Source organism: uncultured Flavobacterium sp. (assembly GCF_937967675.1).
Taxonomy (GTDB): domain Bacteria; phylum Bacteroidota; class Bacteroidia; order Flavobacteriales; family Flavobacteriaceae; genus Flavobacterium.
Map to the genome: position 1 here is coordinate 19,297 of NZ_CALBSN010000117.1, position 24,142 is coordinate 43,438.

Consider the following 24,142-nt stretch of genomic DNA (forward strand, 5'->3'; position numbering starts at 1 on the left):
AGGTGTCGCTTTTGCGACACCTTTACCTTAACTAACATCAAGTAAAACACCTACTCCATCCAGCTCGCTTTACTTTTACCTTTCAAATAATAATCCAGCCAATCCTTGACTTTATTTGACAAATCTTCTTGATTCTTTTTATCCGCTAATACATGACCTTCATCCGGATATAGTAGTAAAGTACTCTTTTTATCCAAACGCCATAATGCATTATGCAATTTCATTCCATTTTTCCAATCCAATTGTAAATCACCACTACCCGTCCATGTTAGAATGGGAGAAGAAATATGCTGCACATTTTTTAAAGGCGAATTCCTTTCAAATTCATTACTATAAAAAGGTATAGGCATTCGCATTTGATCATGCTCAAAACGCCACATATTAGATTTTCCATGACCATCAATTGTCAAATAATGATCGAGCAAATCAATAAGAGGAGCACCTATAATTGCTGTTTTAAAAAGTTTCGATTTTCCCATAATGTAAGCCGTTTCATATCCCCCAAAAGAATGACCTAGCAATGCTATAGCATCAGAAGCTATAGGATATTGTTGTACAACAGAATTAACAGCAGCACTAACACAATCCAATGCATCATCACCAGGTGAATTTAACCCATAAGCTATATCTGGTAATAATACAAAATAGCCCGAACTTACGTAATTAGAAATAGTAAAACCCCAATCACTTAAAACCGTCGGGTATGAATAATCAAAAACCTCTTTCGATTTTTTCTCATATATGACTACCAACAAAGGATATTTTTTTTCGGCATCATAATTTTTAGGATAAAACAAAGCTCCTTTCAATGGTTTTTCTTTTGAATTGGTATAGGTTACTAATCTTGATTTACCCCATTCAAATGTCTCTTGTTGTGTATTCGATTGATGTATTAATTGTTCACTTCCATCACTATTCACAACAAACAACCTTGGTGGTAAACTGAAATTTTGCTCTAAAAACAAAAAAGATGTAAAATCCTTTGTTGTTGATACTAAATGAAATTTACTCTCTCGTTTAAACAATGTTTTAATAACACCGTTCGGATACAATAAGACAAAACCTTGTGCAAAGGTTTCTTCGTCTACAGTTTGTAATAAAAGTGGACGCTTAAGGTCATGAACTGTTGACAAAAACCCAAAAGAATAGTAATTAGGTGAAGCAGGTGAATACGGCTCATAAACGCGATAAATAGTTTTTGTAACTGCACCATTTGTCAAACGCTTTTTGGAAGTACCATTTGGCGCTATCAACCAAACATCATATTGGTCATGTATAATAACTTTAGAACCATCCATTGTCCACGATGTCCTATATGTTGGAGGAAACTGCCCAGCACGATCATAGGTAATTTGATGAACAGGGTAAGATAAATTACATGTTAAACACAAATGTGTTTTTTTATAAATATCATAAATCCACCAAGCCTTGTCTTTAAAATAAGTAATGTATTTTCCCGTAGGTGAAATAAGAACCTGATTTTCTAATGTGGTCTGACGGTCAGATAATAAATCTTTCTCTCCAGTAGCTATATTTTTTACATATAGTGCCACCAACTCATTACTACATTTATAAATGGGTGCCAACTCATCAGGATGGTATACCAAAGCATGTTTTGTGTCTCCAGTTAATATCGAATTCGGATGTATGGAATCTTCAATCTCATATACCCTATTCGACTTGATATCCCATTTGTACCACTTCAACGAACGATAATAAGCATCATTATTACTTTTTGGCGGAATTGTCAAATCTCCCGACTTCCATATTTGAACCTCCTGATTGGATACAGCTGCTAAATTTTCCAGTGGTTGCTGTAAAGTAAACAATACTGCATCACTTTGTTCAGGTAAATACAAATTTATAGTGGTCAAATCATAACCTTTAGGTAGCAAAGTCTCCGAAGCTTCTAAAGTAAATTTATTAACCTTTTTATCGAATCCTGTACTCCAACAAATCGCAACAGGTTTTTTCAAGTCATTAGATAGATTTCGTTCAAATTTAAAAAAAGCCAAGCGAGTTCCTGAAACATCCCAAGTGAGAAAACTATATAAGTAAGAAGAATCCTTTACAACTATTACCTCAGCAAGGGTTGATTTCAATGCAACAACTTTAACGCTTTGTGATGAGCCTTCTTTAGTAACTAGAGCAATGCGTTTGGCATCGGGACTTACTTTATAAGAAACTATATCATGAATGAAAACCGAACTTTGGTTTTTCAAGTTTAATATCCGCAAATTAATAGTCGCTTCTTCTTTTTTAAAAACTAACAAATAAGAACCATCACCCGAATACAAATAATCAACAATCATTTTATCTATAAATAGCTTTCGTTCCTGTTTTAAATCAAACAAGTACAAACTATCCTTTTTATAATAGGAAAACCAATCACTTTTTGATGAAAAAGTAGGCCAATTTGCCTTTGGAAAACAAAACGATTTTTTGAAAGTAGTATTTTTTAAAAAAAGAGTATCGGCTTTTTCATACTCCAACCCATAACTTACCCAACGACCATCTAAACTCATTAAAGTTTGATTAAACTTACTCCACAAACTATAATCCGTTTCTGTTAATTGTTTTTTATGCTGCGAAAATACGGTCGTTATCAACATAAAAAATAATAATATAAAATACCGCATAATTATTATTTTAAAATTCCCCTAACCCACCCCTTTTTACCTTTTACATAACAGCCCCCCTTAATTATCTAAGGTAGTAACTGCATTAATAACCTGGATTTTGTGGTAATAAATTGGAATTCAATAGTAGTTCTGAAGCGGGTAAAGGCCAAAGTAAATCTTTTGCATCCCAACCCGGTTTAACACTCAAAACACTAGATGCAAATCCAGTACGTTTCAAATCAAACCAACGATGTCCTAACTCGGTAAAAAATTCTCTATTTCGCTCTTCCAAAATTGCATTCAATAAAGTTGCTTGAGTAACAGCTGTTGTGTTAGGTAGTCCTGCTCTATTTCGTATCACATTCAAATCATCCTGCGCTCCTACTAAATCACCCAATTGCGCTTTAGCTTCGGCACGAATTAAATAAAGCTCCTCTATTCGAAATAAAATTGAGTATTCAACTGAAGAACCTGTATTGCCTTGTTCTTTGTATTTATTAGCATAATACCAACTATCTGCACCATCGGTAACCGTTCCAATCCAATTCGCACGACGCAAATCTCCTGTTTCAAACGATGCAAGTAATGATGAAGTCAACGCAAAAGAAGGTGGCGGACCACTACTAAATATAAATGTTTGGGCTTCTAAAGTGTTGGAACCTGAAAATTGGGGCAATAACTGCCACAAAGTCCCTGCACTATTCTTTAAGAAAACAGAATTCAAATCGGTTTCAATTGTGTAAAGCGAAGTATTATTTAAAACCTCATCTGCATACAAAACTGCTTGTGACCAATTCTCACTGTAAAGTTTTATTCGCGATAACAAAGCGTAAGCTACACTTCTGTTAGGTCTAATTCGCTCAGGTACAAAATAGGATTCTGGTAACAAAGTCACAGCCTGTTGCAAATCAGTAGTCAATGCAGCATAAACATCCATTACAGCTAGTTTTTCTATATCACTATTTACTTGATAATCAGTTGTTAAAACGTAAGGTATCTCACCATATAAATTAACTAAATAAAAATGCAAATAAGCCCTAATAAAATAGGCCTCTCCTAATAAACGCTCCTTAGAATTCAAACTAATTCCTGTTGAATTAGAAACTCCTTCAATAATAGAATTAGTTGCATAAATCAAATTATAAGTAGCATTCCATGTGAGCGTTACTGTTGAATTAGATGGAAGTAAATTATTCTGATAAAACTCAAATGCGGGCAAACCTCCTATTCCATAATAATCCAATTCATCAGCATAATTCCCTAGTAAACAACTTAATCCATTAGACGTTCCCGTAACTAACTGCTCACTTCGCAACTTGGTGTAAATGTGAATCAAAGCTGCATCAGCAGTAGCTTCATCTTCAAAAACTATAGGTCCCGTCAATTGATTTGAAGGCAAATCTACAGCTACAAATTCTTCACAACTTTGCGAAGCAAATCCTATAAAAAGGAAACAAATCCAAAAGGATAGTTTATTTTGAATAACTATTTTCATAATTGTTTTTTTTTAAAATTAAAAAGTCAATTGCATCCCTAAAGTCAATACACGTAATGTAGGTAACTGACCTCTAGATTGATTTTCAGGGTCTGCTCCGTTAAATCGTGTGAAAGTCAATAAATTCTGTCCTTGAAAGTAAAGTTTACATTTAAAATTTTTCAAAATAGAATTTGGCAATGTATACGAAAAGGATAGATTTTTCAAACGTACATAAGAAGCATCACTATAAGCCGCATCACTTCGTGTATAATAAGAATAAAAAGCATTTACAGCCGCACCATTAAAACCAGCCGTGTATAGTTGTGTGGGGCCTGTATCGCCTACTTGTTGCCAATGATTCAATACAGAGTTAGGCATATTACTTGAAGACCCTGGTAAAGCAGAAATTGCATTGCTATTAACTCCAATCTGTTTTACAAACTGAAATAGAAAATCCAATTCCCAGTTTTTATAACGCAAATTATTTTGCAATCCTCCAAAATAATCGGGTGAGGTATCTACAATCTTTTGACGATCTTCTAAATCAGTCAATAATCCATCACCATTAAAATCTCTAAATTCATAAATTCCAGTAGTTGGGTTAACCCCAGCAAATTCATAGACCTTATAAATTCCTAGAGGCTGACCAATAACATATTGATTTGCATATACCGAACCCTCTAAATCGGGGAAAGCTATCAATTCATTTTTAGGTAATGTTAAATTGACAGAAGTAGTCCAATTGAAATCTTTCTTTGAAAAATTTACACTTCGAAAAGTCAACTCTAAACCTCTATTTTCGACAGTGGCATCTAAATTAGCTTGCATGGAATTAAAACCTGTTGTACCGGGTAAAGGAATCCCAACTAACTGATTCGAAGAACGATTTTTAAAATAAGCTGCAGTTATAAAAATAGCGTCATTTAAAAATCCAGTTTCTAATGCTACTTCAAATTTTTTATTTACTTCCCAACTAAAATCAGGATTAAACAAACGGTCAGGTACCAAACCTATTACACCATTATAACCAATACCACTGGGTGTGTAGGTATTTAAAAACTGATAATCCCCTATTTGATCACTGCCCGTAGTACCGTAACTAGCTCGTAATTTTCCAAAACTTATAAACGGAAGTTGTTTTTCAAAAAAGTCGGTTTTACTAAACAACCAAGCAGCACCAACAGCTCCAAATGTAGCAAAACGGTTACCAGGTCCAAAACGGCTTGAACCATCTCTACGCCCTGTTAAATTCAAAAAATATTTGCCTTGTAAGCTATAATTCAAACGACCAAACAATGCCATATAACGGTAATTGATTTCGGAATCGTTCATGATTTGAGTAAATGATGCCGCCGACAAATTGTCTAACAAAGCATTACTAGAAAATCCTGCACCATAAACCGCTAACTGAGTCGCACTACGCTCTTGAAATGTGCTCCCAAGCAGCATACTGACTTTTCCATTACCAATAGTTTTTTGCCAATGCAGTTGAGGTTCTACACTCCAAGAATTTTGTTGGGATTGATTAACCATAGTAGACGAAATAGCACTAGTTAATCCATAAGCGGGATTATAAATAGTCGACGGACTTGTACTAGACTCTGCTACTCGGGTATCACTATAACCAAAAGATGATTTCAATTCTAAATCGGGAAGTATAGCATAAGAAAGACTACTTCCAACGGTTAAACCCTTAGTTGTTGTTAAATATTTTCCATTCAACAAACTCAAGGGATTATCCCAAGTGCCGTTTTCCCAATTCAAATTCCCATCAGCATCATATAAAGCAGGTGCGTTGGGGGCTAAAGTTGTTGCCAATCGAGTCAAATCGGTACTAAACAAGTTGTTTTTATCCGCAACATAATTACCCGACATATTCATTTGAAACTTTTGGTTATCAGACTGATGGGCAATATTGAAATGAACGGCACTTTTACCATAACTAAAATCACCTGGAAATACCGTGGTCTCATTAAAGTGTGTCCCTCTTACCATAAACTGAGTATTTCCTGTTCCTCCTGAAACACCTAACGAAATATTTCTCGTAAGAGCAGTTCCTCCTATCAGTTCTTTTTGCCAATCAGTGTATCGGTTACGATCCCAAGTACCATTAATATCATACGCCCAAAACGGATAACTACTTATGCCATCATTAGCAAAGGCTTCTTCACGCATAGCTAAATATTGTGGAGTATTCAATAAATCCAGTCTTCGGCTGATTGTACCAGCCCCAGTATAAGTGTCAACAGTAAATTGTGTCTTGCCTTTTTTTCCTTTCTTAGTGGTAATCAGCACTACTCCATTAGCTCCTCTAGAACCATAAATAGCAGTAGCATCAGCATCTTTTAATACTTCAACGCTTTCAATATCGGAAGGATTAATAGCATTCAAAGGATTTAAAACTCCTCCCATAATAGAACCTGATATAGCAGCATTTCCCAAACTCTCCGTTGAAAATGGCATACCATCAACCAAATACAACGGCTGATTGCCTTCGGTTCGAATACTATTCAGTCCACGAATTTGTATACTAAATCCACCTCCTGGAACACCCGTAGCCTGCGTAATATTTACCCCAGCCATTCGTCCTTGCAATGTAGCCAAAACATTGGTTACGGGTTGTTGTTCAATAGCTGCAGCTTTTACAGTTGCAATACTACCTGTACGCTCCTTGTCTTTTACATTATAATAACCTGCATTTACAATCACTTCTTTAAGTGTTGTTGTGTCTTCTTGTAGATTAATTTTAATTATAGTCCTGTTGTTAATTGGTACTTCTTGTGTTTGATATCCTAAATAGGAAAACACTAAGACATCACTGGGTTGAGCAGTAATTTGAAAGTTACCATCAATATCGGTTAACGTTCCGGTTGTGGTTCCTTTGATAACAACGGTAACACCCGAAAGCGTACCCACGTTATCGGAAACAGTTCCTTTGATAACCGTATTTTGTGCTTGTAGTATAGCTGTTGAAAAGACAGCTAATGTGAGAATAAGTTTGGGCAATAGTTGTGATGCCCAATACCTAAAGAATGCATTTTTATTCATACTTTTGTGTTGGTTAAATGAAACATTGGTTTTATTTGCTTTAGTCCTCTAGCTAGTTTACCGACGGTTTGGGGGACTTTTTTGTTAGCCACGAATGGCATTGATTATCATGTTTGAATTCATGTAATCATTTGACATACTATTTTGTTTTACATCATAGGCATTTATTTTTTAAGGTTTCTAAGTTGAAAAGTGATACTGCCGTTGCTTAAAAAAGTACAGCGCAGGCAGTGCCCTTCCAAACTAACTAAAATGTTAAATGAGTTATTTGCGAAACTTTGTAATGAAAGCAGTGCTAAGAATGATGTTGAGTAGTGACTTTTAGGTATAAAAAAAGGCATGGAACTCAACAAATCCGCTTTCAAGGTACTGGTATACCGATGCACGAATAAGTGAGCCCACGCCCATAGACGTGAGCATCTGACTTATCATCTCGTGCATTTTAAAAATTACCAGTTTTTGAAAACGAGATTCTAAGCGAATGCTTCAATGTTGTATTTGAAGAATCGCAAAAATACATTACAAATTGTAATGATTAAACAAATATAACATTTTTTTTTAATAATGCGCATTTTCGTGCGCATTATTTTTTACTTATTAATGTTACTTTGTTAATATGACAGAGATTAATTATATAATATGTTCCTACATATATAAAAATTGGGTTGAAACTTATAAGTCTCAACGCTCTTTTGCTCTAGATCATAATTTAGAAGAAAGTATCGTTCGAAAAATAAAAAATACTGCTCTTAAGATTGATGAATCAGATTATACAATACCAGTCAAAACACTAAATAAAATTTGCGAAGCCAGAAATATTAAACTTTCAGAGTTTTTTAAGCTTATTGATTTATAAGGATATTTTCCAAACATATATTTTACTTTTTAGTTATAATTTAAAATGTTGAATTTGTAAATTGCATAAACAACAATTTATTTACAAACCATAAATAACACGATTTTATTCTTCAATCTTAATCATAATGAAAAATGAAATGGTATGAAGTTATTGGAAAAGTGTTATGTAAAACCGCATCAGAAGTAACCAAATATTAAGTATTCCGAACTCTAATTTGATCTAATAATTCTTCAGATTCTCCATTTAATTCTTTAACTAAAATATGAATCCTAGTACAAGGATTATGAATCGCGTAATTTTCACATGTATGATTAGTCATCAATTGTTCTGCCCATTTTATTGCTTGTGATTGATTACCATATTTAGCTAGAATATTATACATTTCCAAACTATTCTTTTTGTATTCAAATTTTTTTGGATTCTTACTTTTTGACTCAGCAACAATCTTAGCGTTTATTGCATTTTCAATTGCTTTTTTATATTCAGTTCTCGACATAGAAGTATTTCGATATTGAAAATGTAATAAATACCACAATTCAAACGCTTCATTTGACCATCCAACTTTAATGTTATTGCTTTCTGCCAATTGAATTGCTCCATTAAAATTATTAGGGTTAAAGCTATCTCTATCAAATACAGCCCATACACTATCATATTCTTGACTGGAATTATTTCTCGCTCTAATGGTCCTCCTAACCAAATCTCTTGTATTAGAACCTTCTCCCAATGTATCAATAGTATAAATAAAAGATTTTACATTTGTTTTAAATGACTTGAAATAATTTGGTTCTGTTTTTTCTCCTTCACAAACAATTAAAAAATAAACTCTGATTTCTTTAGTTTTTTCTTTTCGTTTTTTTTCTACTCGCTTATGACGCTTTAAAACAGCATTGTCAATTTTAATAATATTTGCCATATATTATATTTCTTGGAAGTTAGAAATGTATGGAATAGCACCATAGCGACCTCTTATATAGTCTTTTTCAAAACTTCTGTCTTTTCTAATAGTATTTCCATCCTCATCCTTAAACTCTAATAAAGAATACATGTCTGTAGCTTCAAAATTGTTTTTCTCAGTAAACCAAATTTGATCTCTTCTAAATAGATTAGCTCCAAGCAAATTAGTATCATGAGTTGTGAAAATTAATTGAGCATTTTTAGTATTAGTTTCTGGATTATTAAATAGAGTAATAATTGATTGAGTTAATATAGGATGTAATTTGGCATCTAATTCATCAACAACTAATGTTAATCCATATTTTAGGGTAAAAACTATATAACCAGATAAATCAAAAATTTTATTCGTTCCAGAAGATTCTTGTTCATTCATTTTAAATTCAACATTAGAAACAACTTTCCCCTTCGCATCAAATTTGCTGTGCAAAGTTTTTACTCTATTTCTAAATGTTTTTGAAGTATCATCATCGACTAGAAACTTATTAAAACCTAAATCTAACTTCTCTATAAAATCCTCAATTCCTGATTTATGTTTATCATCACTATATAAAACATTTGTTGCATTTATGCTAGTTTCATGTTCAATTCCAGATAGTATATTTGTTCTTGAAAGTTTTATCATCACTGCATTAGCAGTCTTACTATTGAATTGGTCAGCTAGAGATATAAATAATCCGTTGTCTCTTGTCTTTGATTCCAATCCTTTAGCTTCTTCAAAAATATCAGCTACGCCGATACCATCATTATTTCTAACGAAATAAACATCCTCTTTCTTTGATTTTTCATTCAAAATATATAACCATTCAGAATGAACTTTGTCATTATCAATTTCAAAACCATATCTGTATCTTTTACAGTCATAACCATTATTTATAACAAATAATATTTCAAAAAAAGAAGGCTGATTTTCTGTTTCAACATTAAGTAAAAATGGACTAACATTTAACTTATCAGTAGAATTAATCTTAGAAGAATTTTTAATTGTAGTAACCATAAAGTCCAAAGCTTTGATGAAATTACTTTTACCGCTTGAATTGGCTCCATAAATTACAGCCGAACGAAGAACTTTATATTTCCCTTCTTTCGTAACATTATCCTTAAGTTCAGTAATACTTCCTGCCTCCAAACTAAAAGTTATCATTTCTTTAAATGAAAGAAAATTACAAACTGAAAATTCTAATAACATAATTTTAAATTTAATTACAAATGAGAATATTTCTCAAATAATAGGCAAATATAAGAAAATTATACATTGATTTATTTTAAAATTGAGTTTTTTTCGCAAAAAAATTACATTTAGCATACGAATCCTTTCGAGTACCATAGACTAAAAATAACAATAAAAAAACTAAAAAAGGTGCTTGGTCATCTTTTTTAGTTCATCAACTTGTCTATTCCGAATTAAAACTTGTTAATTCGGGAGTATTTGATTTTTGAATTGTATTTTTCAATACTACTCTCCTACTTTTTATGAATGAAATAGTATGATATTCAATATTGATTCTTCAACTTTTTTTTGGGTGCTTAGTAATGGGTATAAGATAAATAAAGTATTTATATGATTACGGTAAAACCGTAAAGCAAATTAAACTCTTGATTCTATTTTTGATAAATTTTAAATTAAATATATTATGGGAACAACAATTGGAAACGTATTAATATCATATGATATTGACAAATTTCACACGCAAGTAAAAACAGCATTAGAAGCGCTAGGGTATTATGACAATTTTAAATTAGATAATGACCCAAAGATTTACAAATTACCTAACACCACAATGTGGCACCCAAAAAAATCTTCGAGTCAAGCTATGAATGAATTAAAATTGATTTGTAGCAATAATGGTGCAAAACTTGAAAAAGCTGTAGCTGTTAAAGCAACAGAATTTGTTGGCTTTTAATTTTCTCAATGCCTACTATTCATGTAGGCATTGTCATGACTTAAATTAACCAAAGTTTTTTTCTAAATGCATTATTTACACGTAGTTTGTTAACCTTTGGTTGTAAATCAATTGAATAAAGCAGAATGAAAATATTATTACTATAAAACAAGTAAAAACAAAGAATTGTTTATCATTTCGCTTTTGCATAGTAAAATTCCAAAAATACATACTAAAAAAGAATTGAGGTAACTAATTTAGCTTTGTTTTTAAATGAACATGTTATATTGATAAGGGAAATAATTAGTTTAGTTATTACTGGTATACAGACATTTGTATGAGATTTAAAATATAAGAACGTAAGGGATATTTTAAGGTTATGATACGCGGATAGAAAACTATTAAAACAAAGTTGATTTTTTTTAACAATACCGATGTTTTAATGATTTAAAATAAAAAATAAAAGTTTTGAAAAATATGAAAAAACGGATAGTTCAAGAACGTAGCTTTAATCATGTTCATTGGTTTAGTTATTCTTATTTTACAGCTTATTTATATCTATTTTGATATTAAGAGTTAAATGTTTAGGCAACTTTTTTTATTAATAAATTTTAAAAGCTGTATATATTTGATTATATAGACAAGTTAGCAGTAACCCTAAAAAAACTCAAAAACAATATGAAACTTCCAAACTGGTTTAAAATATTATGGTGCATTTTACTAATCGGATTGACAGGAATAATTCTATTTAACCGTTTTGACGAAATAATTTCAGGACAATCTGTTCTATTTGATATTTTTATTTTTTTAATTTTTGTGGCGCTAATGCTCGTACCCATTTTTTCAGAAATTGATTTTTTTGGCATTAAGCTAAAAAAAGAAATTGAAGACCTTAAACAAGATATTAGGATTAAACTAGGAGACATAAAAAACGAAATTCGCAGCAGTCAAACTCAAACTGTACATCAAACCGTTCAGACATTTGGACCTCCACCACCTGACAATAAATTACCTGAGCTACAATACGAAATTGAAAGGATTTTAAGTGCCAAACTAAAAGAACACGGTATCACACCAGACATCAAAATAGCTAGACGTATTGATGTTCCACAAGGCAATTTATTAATGTTCCAAGTACGTTTTAACATTGAAAAACAATTAAGACGGATTTGGGTACAACGATTTGATAGTGGTAATTTTGACCCTAGACATCAGCCATTAACTCGAATTATTCAAGACTTAGCCAAATTTGAAATTATTGATAACAACTTTTTTGTTATACTAAGAGAAATACTTTCAATTTGTAATTATGCGATTCACGGTGAAAAAGTAACGGAAAATCAAGTTTCGTTTGTGACCAAAAACGCTAAACAAATTTTAGATTATTTAAGCCAAGTAAAATAATATGTACTCATTTGAATTTGCGCGATTCCTTTCACCTTTCATGAAAGCAATATAATCAAAAAGATGCATAGGCATTTTTTTTGAAAAAATTTTAAAAGTTTTATTTATTTAATAATATAATATAGTAATTGTAACGCAGAATCAAAATTATAACTCAATTTTAAATCAAAAATGAAAAAAGTAATGTACTTAAAAGTATTAATAAACCTTTAGACGACGAAACAAAGCTTGTCGAAAAATTGTCGGAAATAAAAGATGTTGAATTCTTTCATTATTTTCCAGAAAACAATGAAATTAACATCGAAAAAGAAAAAGAATGGCTACTTGATGTTGGAATAACAGAAGCTTTTAATACTTCTCAATACCTTGAAGCTCTTGGAACAACCAGCCATCGTCCTGGTGATATCAAATTACTCATTCAAAAATATCTCGACAGAACAATAAAAACAAATAAACTCATTATAATTGATAGATATTTTTTTCCAAATAATCACGATGCAACTTATCCAAATTTTGTAGTAGATATTTTAGATAAATATTTATCAATTATAGATGAAATAACATTTATTACTTCGCCAAGATATAATTCTGTTGCAGCAAACTCAATTAAAAGTCTGCTATTTAGTAAAAAAGAAACATTAACCATCAACATAAAACATACAGATGACTTTCACGACAGATTTTGGATAAGTAACTATAATGGTAAAGGACTTTTCTTGGGAACTTCTCTAAATGGCTTCGGGAGAAAATATGCTTTAATTGATTATATAAATACCGCAGACGTTCGATTAATTATTGCGGAACTTAACACTCAAGGATTGATTTAAAAAAAGACAACTGCTGATTACACATGTTACTATTGCACATCTTCCTTTAATTTAAACTATTTTTCGAAAAATAAAACCCTCTACTGGTGGGCAAATCCTTTCGCGTACCCATATAAATCAAATAAATTAGCATAAAAAAAATAAAAACAACTAATTATTTTATCATTTCGTTTTTGCATAGTAAAATTCCAAAAATACTTACCAATAAAGAATTGAGGTAACTAATTTAGCTTAGTTTTTAAATGAACATGTTATATTGATAATAGAAATAATTAGTTGAATTATTAATGGTTTGCTGACATTTATATGAGAGTTAAAATATACAAAACTAAGGAATATTTTATGGTCATGATAATTGGAAAGAAAACTATTAAAACAAAGTTGAATTTTTTAACAATATCAATGTTTTAATGATTTTAAATAAATAATAAAAGTTTTGAAAAATATGAAAAAATGGGATAGTTCAAAAACGTATGCTTTAATCATGTTCATTGGTTTAGTTATTCTTATTTTACAGTTGATTTATATCTATTTTGATATTAAGGATGGACATTAGGCATTTATAACTATCAATTACTTAACAAAAAAGACCGTAATATTTTTACCCAAAACACCGTAACAATATCATTTAATATTTTATTTAATTGCCAAAAAATTTAAACAATGAAAGCTTTGAGTTTAATTATTAATATCTACAAGCACATAATATAATTTGTAAGAAAAGTGAATCTAAATAGATTTGATAATAGTAACTAGTTGGAAGTAATTTAATTTGACACTATGGCTAAAAGAAATCCAGAAACAACAGCAAGAAATAAAATTATAAATGAGCTGACAGCCCAACTCCAAGAAATTCACGACGAAGTTTTGAAAGCAACGGGATTTGATAGTGTCCACTCTCTACACGGAAAAATTGGCGGAAAGTTTGACCAATTTATTGATATAAAAAATGAAGTAATTAGTTCGCCGGAACACTTTATAAGTTTATGGCTTGAAGGATATAAGAAAAACCTAATTGATAGAGGTGCTTATGCTGAAAATTCAAATTTGTATGAAACATATAAGCTCCTTCAAAAATATACAATTTTCAAGGACTATCTTTTCATTTTCTTGAAACGTGTTTATTTGAGAAATTATGAAGCCTTGTCTAAAAAACGCCCTTTAATTGAAGATGCTGAAATTTATATTGGACAGAATAACGCCAATTATGGAATATTAATAACACCTCGTTTCGCTAATGGCTCATGGGAAAATGACAAAAGCGAAATAAGGCATTTTAAAAAACAATACTGGTCTATTGGACATATTCTTGAAACTGGATTTATAATTCCGAGCAAGAATGATAAAATGACTTTTAAGGACATACCTGATTACTTAAACTTTTTCGTTAATGTTATTGTAAGAAACTCTGGTTCAAAATATGAAATGGAAATTGCAGAACATTACAGAGAGTTTGTTCTTAATCACGAAAGACCTGAAAATATCCCATTACTAATTCCTGAATTTAGATACGAAGGTATTGATGTAATTCATAAATATCGATTAGATTATACAATAATCGAACCTAACGACTTAAATAAAATCGGCTTTGAATTATCTCCTTGGTCAACTCACGGACAATTGAATGGAACTAAAGGAATGACACAAGCTGAAATAAATGAAAAGGCAAAAAGTAATTTTGAGAAAGAAATGACGAAGCATAAAAATTACTTTAAAAAGCATGCAATATTTTCTATGATATATACTGACGAAGAACTTAAAGATACTAAAAACATTTTCAACGATATGAAAAAATACCTTGAACCTAAGACTTCTACAACTCAGTTGAAACTTCACATATTTGACGATTTCTTTAAAAATGATGTAACAAAAAAATAAATAAAAACTACCAATAACTTGCAAAATATTAAAAAATAAATGGAACCATTAATATATTATCCAACTTTCGAACCTCCATCTGACATTTGGTTAAAATTTTCATTATTATACTTTGACAACTTTAAACCAATTGTTCCTTACAATAGACGACATTTAATAAGTGAAAATTTCAGACGAATTGAAAATGAAACTGACCTTATCACACTTTATGCTCCTGATTATGAAGATGGATACAGAGCATCACTTCAGGCAATTGAAGAAGTAAACAAAATATTAAATAATAACTATGATAGAAGTTCTCTATTCAGAAAAACAAATATTTTAAGAAACTGGAATAACCCAAGCAATTGGAACTTTCATGTATTTAGTGAGAAATTCTCTGACAATTGGTTATATTATTGTGAAAGCAATAATATTGGACAAAGAACCAGAGACGGCATTATGTTGCCTGAGGAACTTGCTTTCTTATTCATGACCTATTTGGCCAAAGAAATTGCCTTTAAAGAAACCGCAGCAATTATTACAGATAACAATCGGTTTGACAATTTTACAAATTATTCGAGAGCTACTACTCCATCAATTGAAAGAAGAACAAAATTTGCAAAAGGTTTATTTAATATTATTGTTCCAAAAAATTTGGCAGACATTCCGCTTGAACGTCTGATAGAATTTAGAAATAAAAATAGACATTTAATAACTTCTTTTAATCAAGAGTTGGACAATGTTCAAAACAGAATTGGAGAAGGTTACACTCATCAGGATTTTATTGACCGTTATAACAACATATATTCAGAGTATAGTGGTGAAATCCTAACACAAGGAATTGGCATTGCCTCAATTCCTTTAGCGGCATACATTCTAATTCAAAATCCTCAAGCAACTACCCCTGAATATGTTAAGGAGATTTTAGGTGGTCTAGGAGTAATTTTAGGTGGCGGTTATGCTCTAAATAAAGTACTAAAAGAAACACAAACTAAAAGATATTGCAAAAAGTATATGACAAACCTTGAACGGCTAAGATGAATGAAACAATTGAAAAACTATAATTAATGAAATTATTTATCAAAAGAGGAAATCAAAAAATCTATATCCGGAGTTCAGCGAAAACAAGAACAGAACTAATAAGACAAGTCAGAGGAAGAAATTTTACTGTAAATGGTGTAAGATATAATATAAATCAAGTTTTTGCTGAAAAAGAGGGCTCTAATACTATCGTAGCTGGTCTTGTCGGTGGAACTTTGGGTCTATTAGGTGGACCTGTTGGCTTTATAACTGGAGCCACACTTGGTGGACTCATTGGAAATTCATCAGAAAAAAAAGAAGAAACTGATGTTAAACATTTTAATCAAAGTAAGTGATTATGAAAAAAATAAATATTACTTATTTAATCGTTTTTACATTTATTTTTCTTACATCTTTTGTGGTAAGAAATAATCAATCAGAATTATTATCAATTATTAAATTAATTCTAGATTCTAGCATTGTATTTTTTTCAATATCAACAATTATTTTCATAGTTACTCTTCTACATAAATGGAGATTTAATGAACTAAACCTTAACGAACTGTCGGATTCAAAAAAATATAGAAATACTCTTTCTGAAATAATTTCAGCAATTACAGAACCATCAACATTCATTTGCTCTGTTTCTATTTTAAAAGGTTTAATTCTAGATTATTTTTATAATGACACCTATTTCGTGAAATTTGATCAACCTGAAAAAATTTTTCTTCTTATTGCTGCCTTCTATTTTTTTATAAGTTCTTTTTTGGAAATTAAAGAGAATTTCTTTGAATTAATATTGAAAACGTCAGAAGTTGAAACAACACAACATTAAAAGCTAATAATAACAAAAGCTAATGTTTCAAAAACAGTAAATATTTAAAATTAAATCAAAATTTATAAAATAACTTGATTTCTATTTATAAATAAACAAATAAAACACCGTAATATTTTTGCCCAAAACACCGTAATAATATTAACTGTTGTTGTTTTTAATTGCGTGAAATTAGAATAGTCTAACAAAGATAAAAACAATTAACATCATTTAAGTCATTCAAAGTTCAATTATTATTAATAACTTCAAACTAGCTCAAAATTATCTAAAAAATAAACAGAAATATAAATCCAAAAAAAAATGAAAACATACAAAAATTTCTTTACAACTTTAGTTTTTACAATTCTAATATCAATCACTAGTTCTTTTGCGCAAACAACCCAAGAAGAATATAATTACATAACCAAAGGATATAAAGTCCAATTAGAAAGTGGGCTTGATATGAAAAAAGGGTATTCATTTAAGGATTTGGGAAATTCTACAGTTACTAGCGGTTATGAAAAAAGAACAACTGAATTTAAGGCTCTTTTAAAAGAAGGACAATCAAAACCTGTTGCAATAATGATGATATACAGAAGAACCGATATTGCAAATGGAGCTGTAATATATGTTTGCATTCCTGGTCCTGACGCCCCAAAAGAAATCTGGCAACAAACTATGGATTTCGTATCAGCAAACTTCAAAAATAATGATACAATGTTACAAACCATAATTTGGGGTTTAATGAATTTTGGCTCAAAAGAGGCTTCAAAATAAAAACAATACTAATAAACATAAACTAATAACTCATTTTAAAATAAAGTTATAATTTAATTTTTATCAAATTATAACTTAAATCAAAAATAGTGTTTACGATTATTTTTAAATACTCATAAATTAAATCATGACAACAAATACATTTACAATTCCAGACTCATATCAAAATAAAAAAATAATAGTCAACCAATTGATCAATAAACATGAAGGTGATTATACTACTTTTGAAACTAAAGATGGTACAGCTTATTCTGTAGATTTTGAAAACAATGCAGAATCTTCAAAATTCATGGAAAAATTAAACGCATTAATTCCAGATTTGTTTAAATATTAAAACAAATGATCAGAACAAAGAATCAAATTAAAATTCACTTTAAATTTTAAGATTTACAATCGTTTATTTTTATCTGAAAATTATAAAAAAATGAACAAATTTATTACTGGTGAAAACCTTGAAAATGCAGTTTATGAAATAATATGGGAGGCAAAAAAAAACCTTATAATTGTGTCTCCATTTATAAAACTTGATGACTATTTCAAAAGATTATTTAATAATCATATCAACAACCCAAAATTACATATATTAATTGTATTTGGTAAAAATGAAAACGAAAAAAACAAAAGTTTAAGTAATGAAGATTTTAACTATTTTAAAAAGTTTCTCAATATAAGTATTGTTTATGTTCCTAATTTACATGCTAAATATTACGGAAATGAGAAAAAAGGAGTAATTACATCTATAAACTTATACGATTATTCTTTTAAAAATAATATAGAATTTGGTGTTTACTCTGAACTTAATCTTTTAAGTAAATATAGAAAGAATGCCGATAATGACGCATGGCAAACATGCTATAATCTTGCAGAAAAAAGTGAAGCAATTTTTATTAAACGACCTGTATACGAAAAGAAAATACTCAGCCCTATTTTAGGAAAAAATTATGTGAAATCGGACATTTTACATGACATTACGTCAATCTTTTTTTCTTCATTTGATAGTATCAAACAATATCAAATAAAAACTTTGAATGATTTTGATTCTGAATTAGATTTAGGATCAATGACTAAATTAAGACCATATAGAGAAGTGATTGAAATACAAACAATTGGATATTGCATAAGAACTGGTGATAAAATTGCATATAATCCAAACAAGCCATATTCAAATAAATCATACAGAAGTTGGGCATCCTTTAGAAACGAAAACTATCCAGAAAATTTTTGTCATAAAACAGGTAAACGTTCAAACGGAAAAACATCAATGAAAAAACCAATACTCTAAATAGTTAATAGTATTATAATCAAAATCATGGATACCAAAGCTGAACAATATTATCCGAGCTACACTTTCAAACCTGAAAATCGGGATGTTGTCTTATTGGAATTTGAAGAAGCTCAAAAAATAGCAAACAGTCAAACAAAAGTTTATGGACAAGTAACCAATATACTTTTAGCTGTTATAACTGTTTTAATCCCATTATTCTTTAGTCAAGAAAAAGAAACTAATCAAACATTTAATATAATAAAAGAAAATGCATTATTCTTTTCAACTATTATTTTTTTATTTGGTGCATTGTTGTTGCGTTATTTTGTAGACTTACAAAAACAAATAACAATCAACGGAAGAAAATTAGTTACACTTAGAACAATGCTGGGTTTAGATTACGGTCATATACATTTAACGCTTCCTAATTGGCGTGTTGAAGGCGCTACAAATCCTTTTACAATAAAATATTTCAACGGATGGCTAATGTTTCAAAGCATGCCCTTTTGGGTTCTAACCATTGGAGTAAATGCTATTTGGTGGTTAACTACTAAGGATAGAAATGTACATTCAATTTCAATAAATGATACGCCCCTATTTACAATATCTTGGCTAACAGGCAATGTAATTATCACAATAACTTATTTACTAGTTTTTAGACGAAACTTAAATGATACACACGAAACAAGCTTTCTTAACATTGGAAGATTTATTGCTAGTCTTATGCGTTTTAAACTAGTCGAAAATTTTGAATACACAATTTATAGAGCAAAACTCGAAGTTTTTGAAATGTCTCGTTTAAATGTAAACTTCGAAAACTTAAAATCTATACTTATAGACATTGAAGATAAATGTTTTTACACCAATAAAGGAGTTTCTATTAAAGCACTTCTTAGAGGTGCAATTAGTCAAATTAAATATTTAAAAAAAGTATTTCACCTCATTGAAAGTGGTGGTTCAACAATAACTATGCAATTAGCCAGGACATTATTTATACCTTCAAATCAAAACAAATACATAAGAAAAATATTTGAAATTTGGATTGCAATTTGGTTAAATAGAAAATTTACAAAACAAGAGATTTTAAACTTATATATAGTTTCTGTTCGCTATGATTATGCGGTAATGGGGTTATCAAAAGCAATTAAACATTTTTATGGAAACATAAATAAAAAAATATTAACTCCTGAAGAAAGCTTTGTTTTAGTTGAAAGACTTTCAAATGTTACAGGTACTCATAAACAAGAAAGAATTAACTATTTAATTAACAAGTCAACCGTTGAATTAGACCTATCTAAAATCAATCGCATTTATCAAACCTTAAAAGAACAAAAAAAAATTAAATAGCTTTCCACCGCGATACAAGGTATAATTATTAAGTTTGATGTAGGAGATTTTATTTTAAATTATAATATTTGTTGAGTAAAAACATTCTATTTAACATAAATAATAAAATACTCAATTCGGGAATATTAGTATTCAATTCGGGAATTGCAATAAACACTATTTTTTTTAACACTTTTACTCTTTTAGATTTGTCAAACAACCAAATCTAAAACTGAAATGAAAAACTTCACAAATAGACTATTAATTGAATTAGAAAATCAATTAGAAGAAAACCAAACTATTGAAGATGATCCAATAAAAAAATTTGAAGTGGCTATTGAGTATGTTGTCATTTCATTAGAAAAATTAAAAGCATTTTTTAAAAATTATAACCTAAATAATAAACAAGATGAAATCTATTTCTTTAAAGAAATCAAACCACAATTTACAAGTAAATTAATTTACTATAATGAGATTTACAATATTGAAATAAATAAACCCATAGGTGATGAAAAAAGAATAAGAAAATACTATTCTAAAGAAATAAAAAAACTTAAAAACTTTTTTACAAAAAATAAAGAGTTCTACAAATATTACAGAACAAAAAACACCTGCCTTGATAAAAAATATTTCTTAAGAAAAAAATACGATATAAAACTCACATTGGAAAGTTATTACTTCCAATCAGATCCAGTCTTTTCTACCACACACGATTACTTGATCGCTAAACTTATAGCAAACGAAAAAATCATTATTTTTCTTGAAAACAAACTAAATAACCAAACAGCTAATATTACCAAAAAAAATGATAAAAACATTTTGAAATGGACTGGAACAAAAGTGGCATTAGTTGAACTCGTATATGCATTACATAACGAAAAAATCATCAACAATGGAAATATAAGTTTAAATGAATGTATAAAAGCAGTTGAAAATTTTTTCAACACCGAAATAAAACAACATAATCGAATCTTCCTTGAAATAAGAAATCGAAAAACAATTGATAAAACAAACTTCATAAATTCTCTTCAAGTCAATCTAAATAATAAAATAAATCAATTAGATGAATAATATAAACTGTAGACAAAAGCAGTCTAAAAAAATACTCTAATTAAAGATATACCTCTTTAGACTGCTTATTTAATTGTTAATTAGTCAAAATTCCACATACTAATGAAGATGTTAATCCATTTTCAATTCCATTTGAAGAACCAACAATATTACCTAATAAATTAGTTATTAAAGAGTCCCAATCAGGATCTGAGTTCCTCTTAGGTCTACGTTTACTCTCATAAGCACTAAATCGAGCAATTGAAGTAGTACTTAAAATGATAGCTTTGTCTGATGCTAATAAATCGTTAGAATTTATTATTTGATCCTCAAAAAGAAAAATATAGTCTAAAACTGGACCACTCTCAATGTTCTTGTCAAAATGAAAATTAAAATCAATAAGAAAGGTTTTCATCTTATTTTTGGCAATATTCGAAAGAGAAGAGTTTGCTAAGAAAGTGTCAATACATAAAGTCTCACAAGCCAATAGATTTGAGACTGCAGTTACTCCTTGAAAAGAATAAGGAGCAGTAAAATGACTTTTGAAACTACCATTTTGATTGGCTAGTGTTTCCACTTTTGTAATAACATTTGAAAGTGTTAAAGAATCGTTTTTCTGTGCATAAAATTCTAAATAAAGCTCATAATGTAATTGACCTACATAATCATAAGAATTAGCTGGGTTAAAAGGCATAGCTGGGTCGTTACTGGAAATTTTATTAGTATTCAATAAATTAGATTGAGTTGAATTTAACATATCAACTTCAGAAGTTTCACTGCAAGAAAATAATAAGAAAATAGATAGAATGCATAAATAAAATAATTTCATGATGTTTAATTTTTTGATAATACTGATTACTTGTTTTCATCAGTTCATCTTGCCCGGGTAAGCTGAACTAGGTTGGATGTATAGCTTATAAATCCTATTGAATTCGAGACAAAACTATCCTACAATTTCAGCCTCCGCAAACCATGATAAGTGCAATTCACGAATTAAACAACTTAAATTCCCGAATTAAACAATTCAAAAAAGTTATTTTTATTATGCACTTTAATCGATTGTTTTATTTATTGTTAATTTTTTTGAATTAAATTTGCTAGTAAAAGCCTACAAATCTTACTAATCTATACTAATTAAGATTAAACAACACTAACAATGTAAAATGAAAAAAATAATAGCTTTTTTTTGTGTAATAACTAATTGTGTCTTTTTACAAGCAAATCCTCTTTCAGACAGTATAATTAACAATTTGTGTAAAAGTGATTATGAATATTTAAAAGAAAAAGTCGGAGAAAACAAGATAAATATCAACTTCAAAAAAGCATGGCTTTTAAAAGCAAAAAAAGAAGGTAATTTAATAGAGCAAATTAATGCTTACAGGCAATTAATGATAAATGAGCCTAATAGTAAAAAGAAAAATTATTCGGATTCTATAATAACAGTTGCTCTAAAAACCAATGAAAACAATATTATCGGAAGTGCTTTTTTAAATAAAGGCATAGTTTTCTATGAAAATAAAGAATTGGTTAAAGCCTTAAACTATTATTTAAAAGCAGAGGATTATTTAGAAAAAACAAAAGATTTATATACTTCTAATAAAACGAAATACGCAATAGCACAAACTAAGTATTACTTAGGATTTTATGACGAAGCTATTAAAATTTTTAACGAAGTAGCTGTTTTCTTTATTGAAGAAAATGATAGAGCGTATCTAAATACACTACATGCTTTAGGATTGTGCTATCAAAAAATTAATAATTTTAATAAATCAAAATATTACATCGATTTAGGAAAAAATCTTAGTCAAGAATGGAATATAAAAGAAATGTTAAAATATTTTGAACATACTCAAGCTATTAACTTGTATCATCAAAAAAAATACAATTTGTGTATAGAAGGGTTAAAAAAAGTAATTCCTAAATTAAATAGAGAAAACGACTTTGATAATAAAACAGTTGCCGAATTTTACATTGCAAAAAGTTATTGGCAACAAAAGAAGTACAAAGATGCACTACCCTACTTACTAAAAGTAGATAAAACTTTCTTAGAAAAAAACTATATACGTCCTGATATAAGAGAAAACTACGAGTTACTTATCAAATATTACAAACAAAAAGAAGATACTAAATTACAATTGCTTTATATCAACAGACTGCTTGAAGTAGACGAACTTTTAAACCACAATTATAAAAACCTTTCACAAAAGATTTTTAAAGAATATGACGCTAAAAAGTTAATTAATGCCAAAAACGAAATAGAAAACGCAATGAAATGGAAAAATAAAGTAGCATATGCAACTTCATTTTTTTTATTAATTAGTACCGTTGTTATAATAAGTAAGCATCGAAGAAAAAGTAAATATTACAAACTAAAATTCGATGAATTAATGACTTCTAGCAATAATAGCAATAGTAATAGTTCAAAATCATTAGATGTTGATTTAGAAATTAATCCTGAAATTGTGGAAATGGTTTTAAAAAATCTCGAGAAATTTGAAAAAACAAAAAAATACTTGGAAAAGGATATGACACTAAGTAGAATAGCTTCCTATTTAAAAACAAACACAAAGTATGCCTCAAAAATAATCTTAAAACACAGAGGTAAAAAGACAATCGATTATATCAATGATTTAAAAATTGAACAGATTATTGATTTACTAAAAACGGAAAATAAGTATAGAAATTATACAAACAAAGCCCTTGCAGATGAAGTAGGCTTCGGCTCAACACAAAATTTTACAAGAGCTTTCAAAAACAGAACCGACATCTCACCTACATATTTTATCGAAAAACTAAACGAATTGCAATAACTTTTTTGATATTTTTTCTATTTTTCATCACAACTTGTGAAACAGTTGTGATACAAACAGAATCATAAACTACATTTTTGCACCATAACAATCTAAAACATACGTTATGGCAGTACAAATCATTACCATCGAAGACTTAAACGAATTC

General features: G+C 29.4%; 20 protein-coding genes. 14 read left to right on the forward strand and 6 right to left on the reverse strand.

Annotated elements, in window-relative coordinates; all coding sequences use genetic code 11:
• Positions 1–50: 50 nt before the first annotated feature.
• From Q0075_RS07930 to Q0075_RS07940, 3 genes are all read right to left on the reverse strand, one after another.
• Positions 51–2,639, reverse strand: coding sequence for a prolyl oligopeptidase family serine peptidase (locus tag Q0075_RS07930; RefSeq protein ID WP_297869044.1), 2,589 nt, complete (start codon positions 2,637–2,639; stop codon positions 51–53).
• 85 nt (positions 2,640–2,724) lie between these two features.
• Positions 2,725–4,116, reverse strand: coding sequence for a RagB/SusD family nutrient uptake outer membrane protein (locus Q0075_RS07935; RefSeq protein WP_297869045.1), 1,392 nt, complete (start codon positions 4,114–4,116; stop codon positions 2,725–2,727).
• Between the two features lie 18 nt (positions 4,117–4,134).
• Positions 4,135–7,146, reverse strand: coding sequence for a SusC/RagA family TonB-linked outer membrane protein (locus Q0075_RS07940; protein ID WP_297869046.1), 3,012 nt, complete (start codon positions 7,144–7,146; stop codon positions 4,135–4,137).
• 616 nt (positions 7,147–7,762) lie between these two features.
• Between Q0075_RS07940 and Q0075_RS07945 the strand changes: the two genes are divergently transcribed.
• Entirely contained in the window at positions 7,763–8,002 is a 240-nt protein-coding gene (locus Q0075_RS07945) for a transcriptional regulator (RefSeq protein ID WP_297869047.1), read from the forward strand.
• 196 nt (positions 8,003–8,198) lie between these two features.
• On the opposite strand, the gene Q0075_RS07950 is transcribed toward Q0075_RS07945, so the two are convergent.
• Positions 8,199–8,921: an RloB family protein gene (locus Q0075_RS07950; protein WP_297869048.1), complete on the reverse strand. Its 723-nt coding sequence runs from the start codon at positions 8,919–8,921 to the stop codon at positions 8,199–8,201.
• A gap of 3 nt (positions 8,922–8,924) precedes the next feature.
• Positions 8,925–10,088, reverse strand: a complete 1,164-nt coding sequence (locus Q0075_RS07955; RefSeq protein WP_297869049.1) for an ATP-binding protein — start codon at positions 10,086–10,088, stop codon at positions 8,925–8,927.
• A 505-nt stretch (positions 10,089–10,593) separates the two neighbouring features.
• On the opposite strand from Q0075_RS07955, the gene Q0075_RS07960 reads away from it, so the two are divergent.
• From Q0075_RS07960 to Q0075_RS08015, 12 genes are all read left to right on the forward strand, one after another.
• Positions 10,594–10,863, forward strand: a complete 270-nt coding sequence (locus tag Q0075_RS07960; protein ID WP_297869050.1) for a hypothetical protein — start codon at positions 10,594–10,596, stop codon at positions 10,861–10,863.
• Between the two features lie 657 nt (positions 10,864–11,520).
• Complete coding sequence (locus tag Q0075_RS07965; protein WP_297869051.1) at positions 11,521–12,246, forward strand: hypothetical protein; 726 nt, start codon at positions 11,521–11,523, stop codon at positions 12,244–12,246.
• A gap of 239 nt (positions 12,247–12,485) precedes the next feature.
• Positions 12,486–13,073, forward strand: a complete 588-nt coding sequence (locus tag Q0075_RS07970) for a hypothetical protein (RefSeq protein WP_297869052.1) — start codon at positions 12,486–12,488, stop codon at positions 13,071–13,073.
• Between the two features lie 780 nt (positions 13,074–13,853).
• Positions 13,854–14,951 carry a hypothetical protein gene (locus Q0075_RS07975; RefSeq protein WP_297869053.1) on the forward strand — a complete coding sequence of 366 codons (1,098 nt, stop codon included), beginning with the start codon at positions 13,854–13,856 and terminating at the stop codon, positions 14,949–14,951.
• 39 nt (positions 14,952–14,990) lie between these two features.
• Complete coding sequence (locus Q0075_RS07980) at positions 14,991–15,974, forward strand: hypothetical protein (RefSeq protein WP_297869054.1); 984 nt, start codon at positions 14,991–14,993, stop codon at positions 15,972–15,974.
• Positions 15,975–16,000: 26 nt separating this feature from the next.
• Positions 16,001–16,309, forward strand: a complete 309-nt coding sequence (locus tag Q0075_RS07985) for a hypothetical protein (protein ID WP_297869055.1) — start codon at positions 16,001–16,003, stop codon at positions 16,307–16,309.
• A 2-nt stretch (positions 16,310–16,311) separates the two neighbouring features.
• The gene (locus Q0075_RS07990; protein ID WP_297869056.1) at positions 16,312–16,788 is read left to right on the forward strand and encodes a hypothetical protein; all 477 of its coding nucleotides are present in this window, start codon (positions 16,312–16,314) and stop codon (positions 16,786–16,788) included.
• A 300-nt stretch (positions 16,789–17,088) separates the two neighbouring features.
• Positions 17,089–17,544 (forward strand): hypothetical protein, encoded by a 456-nt coding sequence (locus tag Q0075_RS07995; protein ID WP_297869057.1) that lies wholly within the window; start codon positions 17,089–17,091, stop codon positions 17,542–17,544.
• 127 nt (positions 17,545–17,671) lie between these two features.
• Complete coding sequence (locus Q0075_RS08000; protein ID WP_297869058.1) at positions 17,672–17,878, forward strand: hypothetical protein; 207 nt, start codon at positions 17,672–17,674, stop codon at positions 17,876–17,878.
• 90 nt (positions 17,879–17,968) lie between these two features.
• A complete protein-coding gene (locus Q0075_RS08005; protein WP_297869059.1) occupies positions 17,969–18,826 on the forward strand; it encodes a phospholipase D family protein in 858 nt (285 codons plus the stop codon).
• Between the two features lie 27 nt (positions 18,827–18,853).
• Complete coding sequence (locus Q0075_RS08010) at positions 18,854–20,155, forward strand: biosynthetic peptidoglycan transglycosylase (RefSeq protein WP_297869060.1); 1,302 nt, start codon at positions 18,854–18,856, stop codon at positions 20,153–20,155.
• 216 nt (positions 20,156–20,371) lie between these two features.
• A complete protein-coding gene (locus tag Q0075_RS08015; protein ID WP_297869061.1) occupies positions 20,372–21,205 on the forward strand; it encodes an RteC domain-containing protein in 834 nt (277 codons plus the stop codon).
• 76 nt (positions 21,206–21,281) lie between these two features.
• Here Q0075_RS08015 and Q0075_RS08020 read toward each other — a convergent pair whose 3' ends face one another.
• Entirely contained in the window at positions 21,282–22,013 is a 732-nt protein-coding gene (locus tag Q0075_RS08020) for a hypothetical protein (RefSeq protein WP_297869062.1), read from the reverse strand.
• 334 nt (positions 22,014–22,347) lie between these two features.
• On the opposite strand from Q0075_RS08020, the gene Q0075_RS08025 reads away from it, so the two are divergent.
• Positions 22,348–23,994 carry an AraC family transcriptional regulator gene (locus Q0075_RS08025; RefSeq protein ID WP_297869063.1) on the forward strand — a complete coding sequence of 549 codons (1,647 nt, stop codon included), beginning with the start codon at positions 22,348–22,350 and terminating at the stop codon, positions 23,992–23,994.
• Positions 23,995–24,142 lie beyond the last annotated feature (148 nt).

Coding starts and splice junctions, on each gene's coding strand:
- Q0075_RS07930 (WP_297869044.1), bottom strand. CDS start 2,639: ATGCGGTATTTTATATTATTATTTTTTATGTTGATAACGACCGTATTT.
- Q0075_RS07935 (WP_297869045.1), bottom strand. CDS start 4,116: ATGAAAATAGTTATTCAAAATAAACTATCCTTTTGGATTTGTTTCCTT.
- Q0075_RS07940 (WP_297869046.1), bottom strand. CDS start 7,146: ATGAATAAAAATGCATTCTTTAGGTATTGGGCATCACAACTATTGCCC.
- Q0075_RS07945 (WP_297869047.1), top strand. CDS start 7,763: ATGACAGAGATTAATTATATAATATGTTCCTACATATATAAAAATTGG.
- Q0075_RS07950 (WP_297869048.1), bottom strand. CDS start 8,921: ATGGCAAATATTATTAAAATTGACAATGCTGTTTTAAAGCGTCATAAG.
- Q0075_RS07960 (WP_297869050.1), top strand. CDS start 10,594: ATGGGAACAACAATTGGAAACGTATTAATATCATATGATATTGACAAA.
- Q0075_RS07965 (WP_297869051.1), top strand. CDS start 11,521: ATGAAACTTCCAAACTGGTTTAAAATATTATGGTGCATTTTACTAATC.
- Q0075_RS07975 (WP_297869053.1), top strand. CDS start 13,854: ATGGCTAAAAGAAATCCAGAAACAACAGCAAGAAATAAAATTATAAAT.
- Q0075_RS07980 (WP_297869054.1), top strand. CDS start 14,991: ATGGAACCATTAATATATTATCCAACTTTCGAACCTCCATCTGACATT.
- Q0075_RS07985 (WP_297869055.1), top strand. CDS start 16,001: ATGAAATTATTTATCAAAAGAGGAAATCAAAAAATCTATATCCGGAGT.
- Q0075_RS07990 (WP_297869056.1), top strand. CDS start 16,312: ATGAAAAAAATAAATATTACTTATTTAATCGTTTTTACATTTATTTTT.
- Q0075_RS07995 (WP_297869057.1), top strand. CDS start 17,089: ATGAAAACATACAAAAATTTCTTTACAACTTTAGTTTTTACAATTCTA.
- Q0075_RS08000 (WP_297869058.1), top strand. CDS start 17,672: ATGACAACAAATACATTTACAATTCCAGACTCATATCAAAATAAAAAA.
- Q0075_RS08005 (WP_297869059.1), top strand. CDS start 17,969: ATGAACAAATTTATTACTGGTGAAAACCTTGAAAATGCAGTTTATGAA.
- Q0075_RS08010 (WP_297869060.1), top strand. CDS start 18,854: ATGGATACCAAAGCTGAACAATATTATCCGAGCTACACTTTCAAACCT.
- Q0075_RS08015 (WP_297869061.1), top strand. CDS start 20,372: ATGAAAAACTTCACAAATAGACTATTAATTGAATTAGAAAATCAATTA.
- Q0075_RS08020 (WP_297869062.1), bottom strand. CDS start 22,013: ATGAAATTATTTTATTTATGCATTCTATCTATTTTCTTATTATTTTCT.
- Q0075_RS08025 (WP_297869063.1), top strand. CDS start 22,348: ATGAAAAAAATAATAGCTTTTTTTTGTGTAATAACTAATTGTGTCTTT.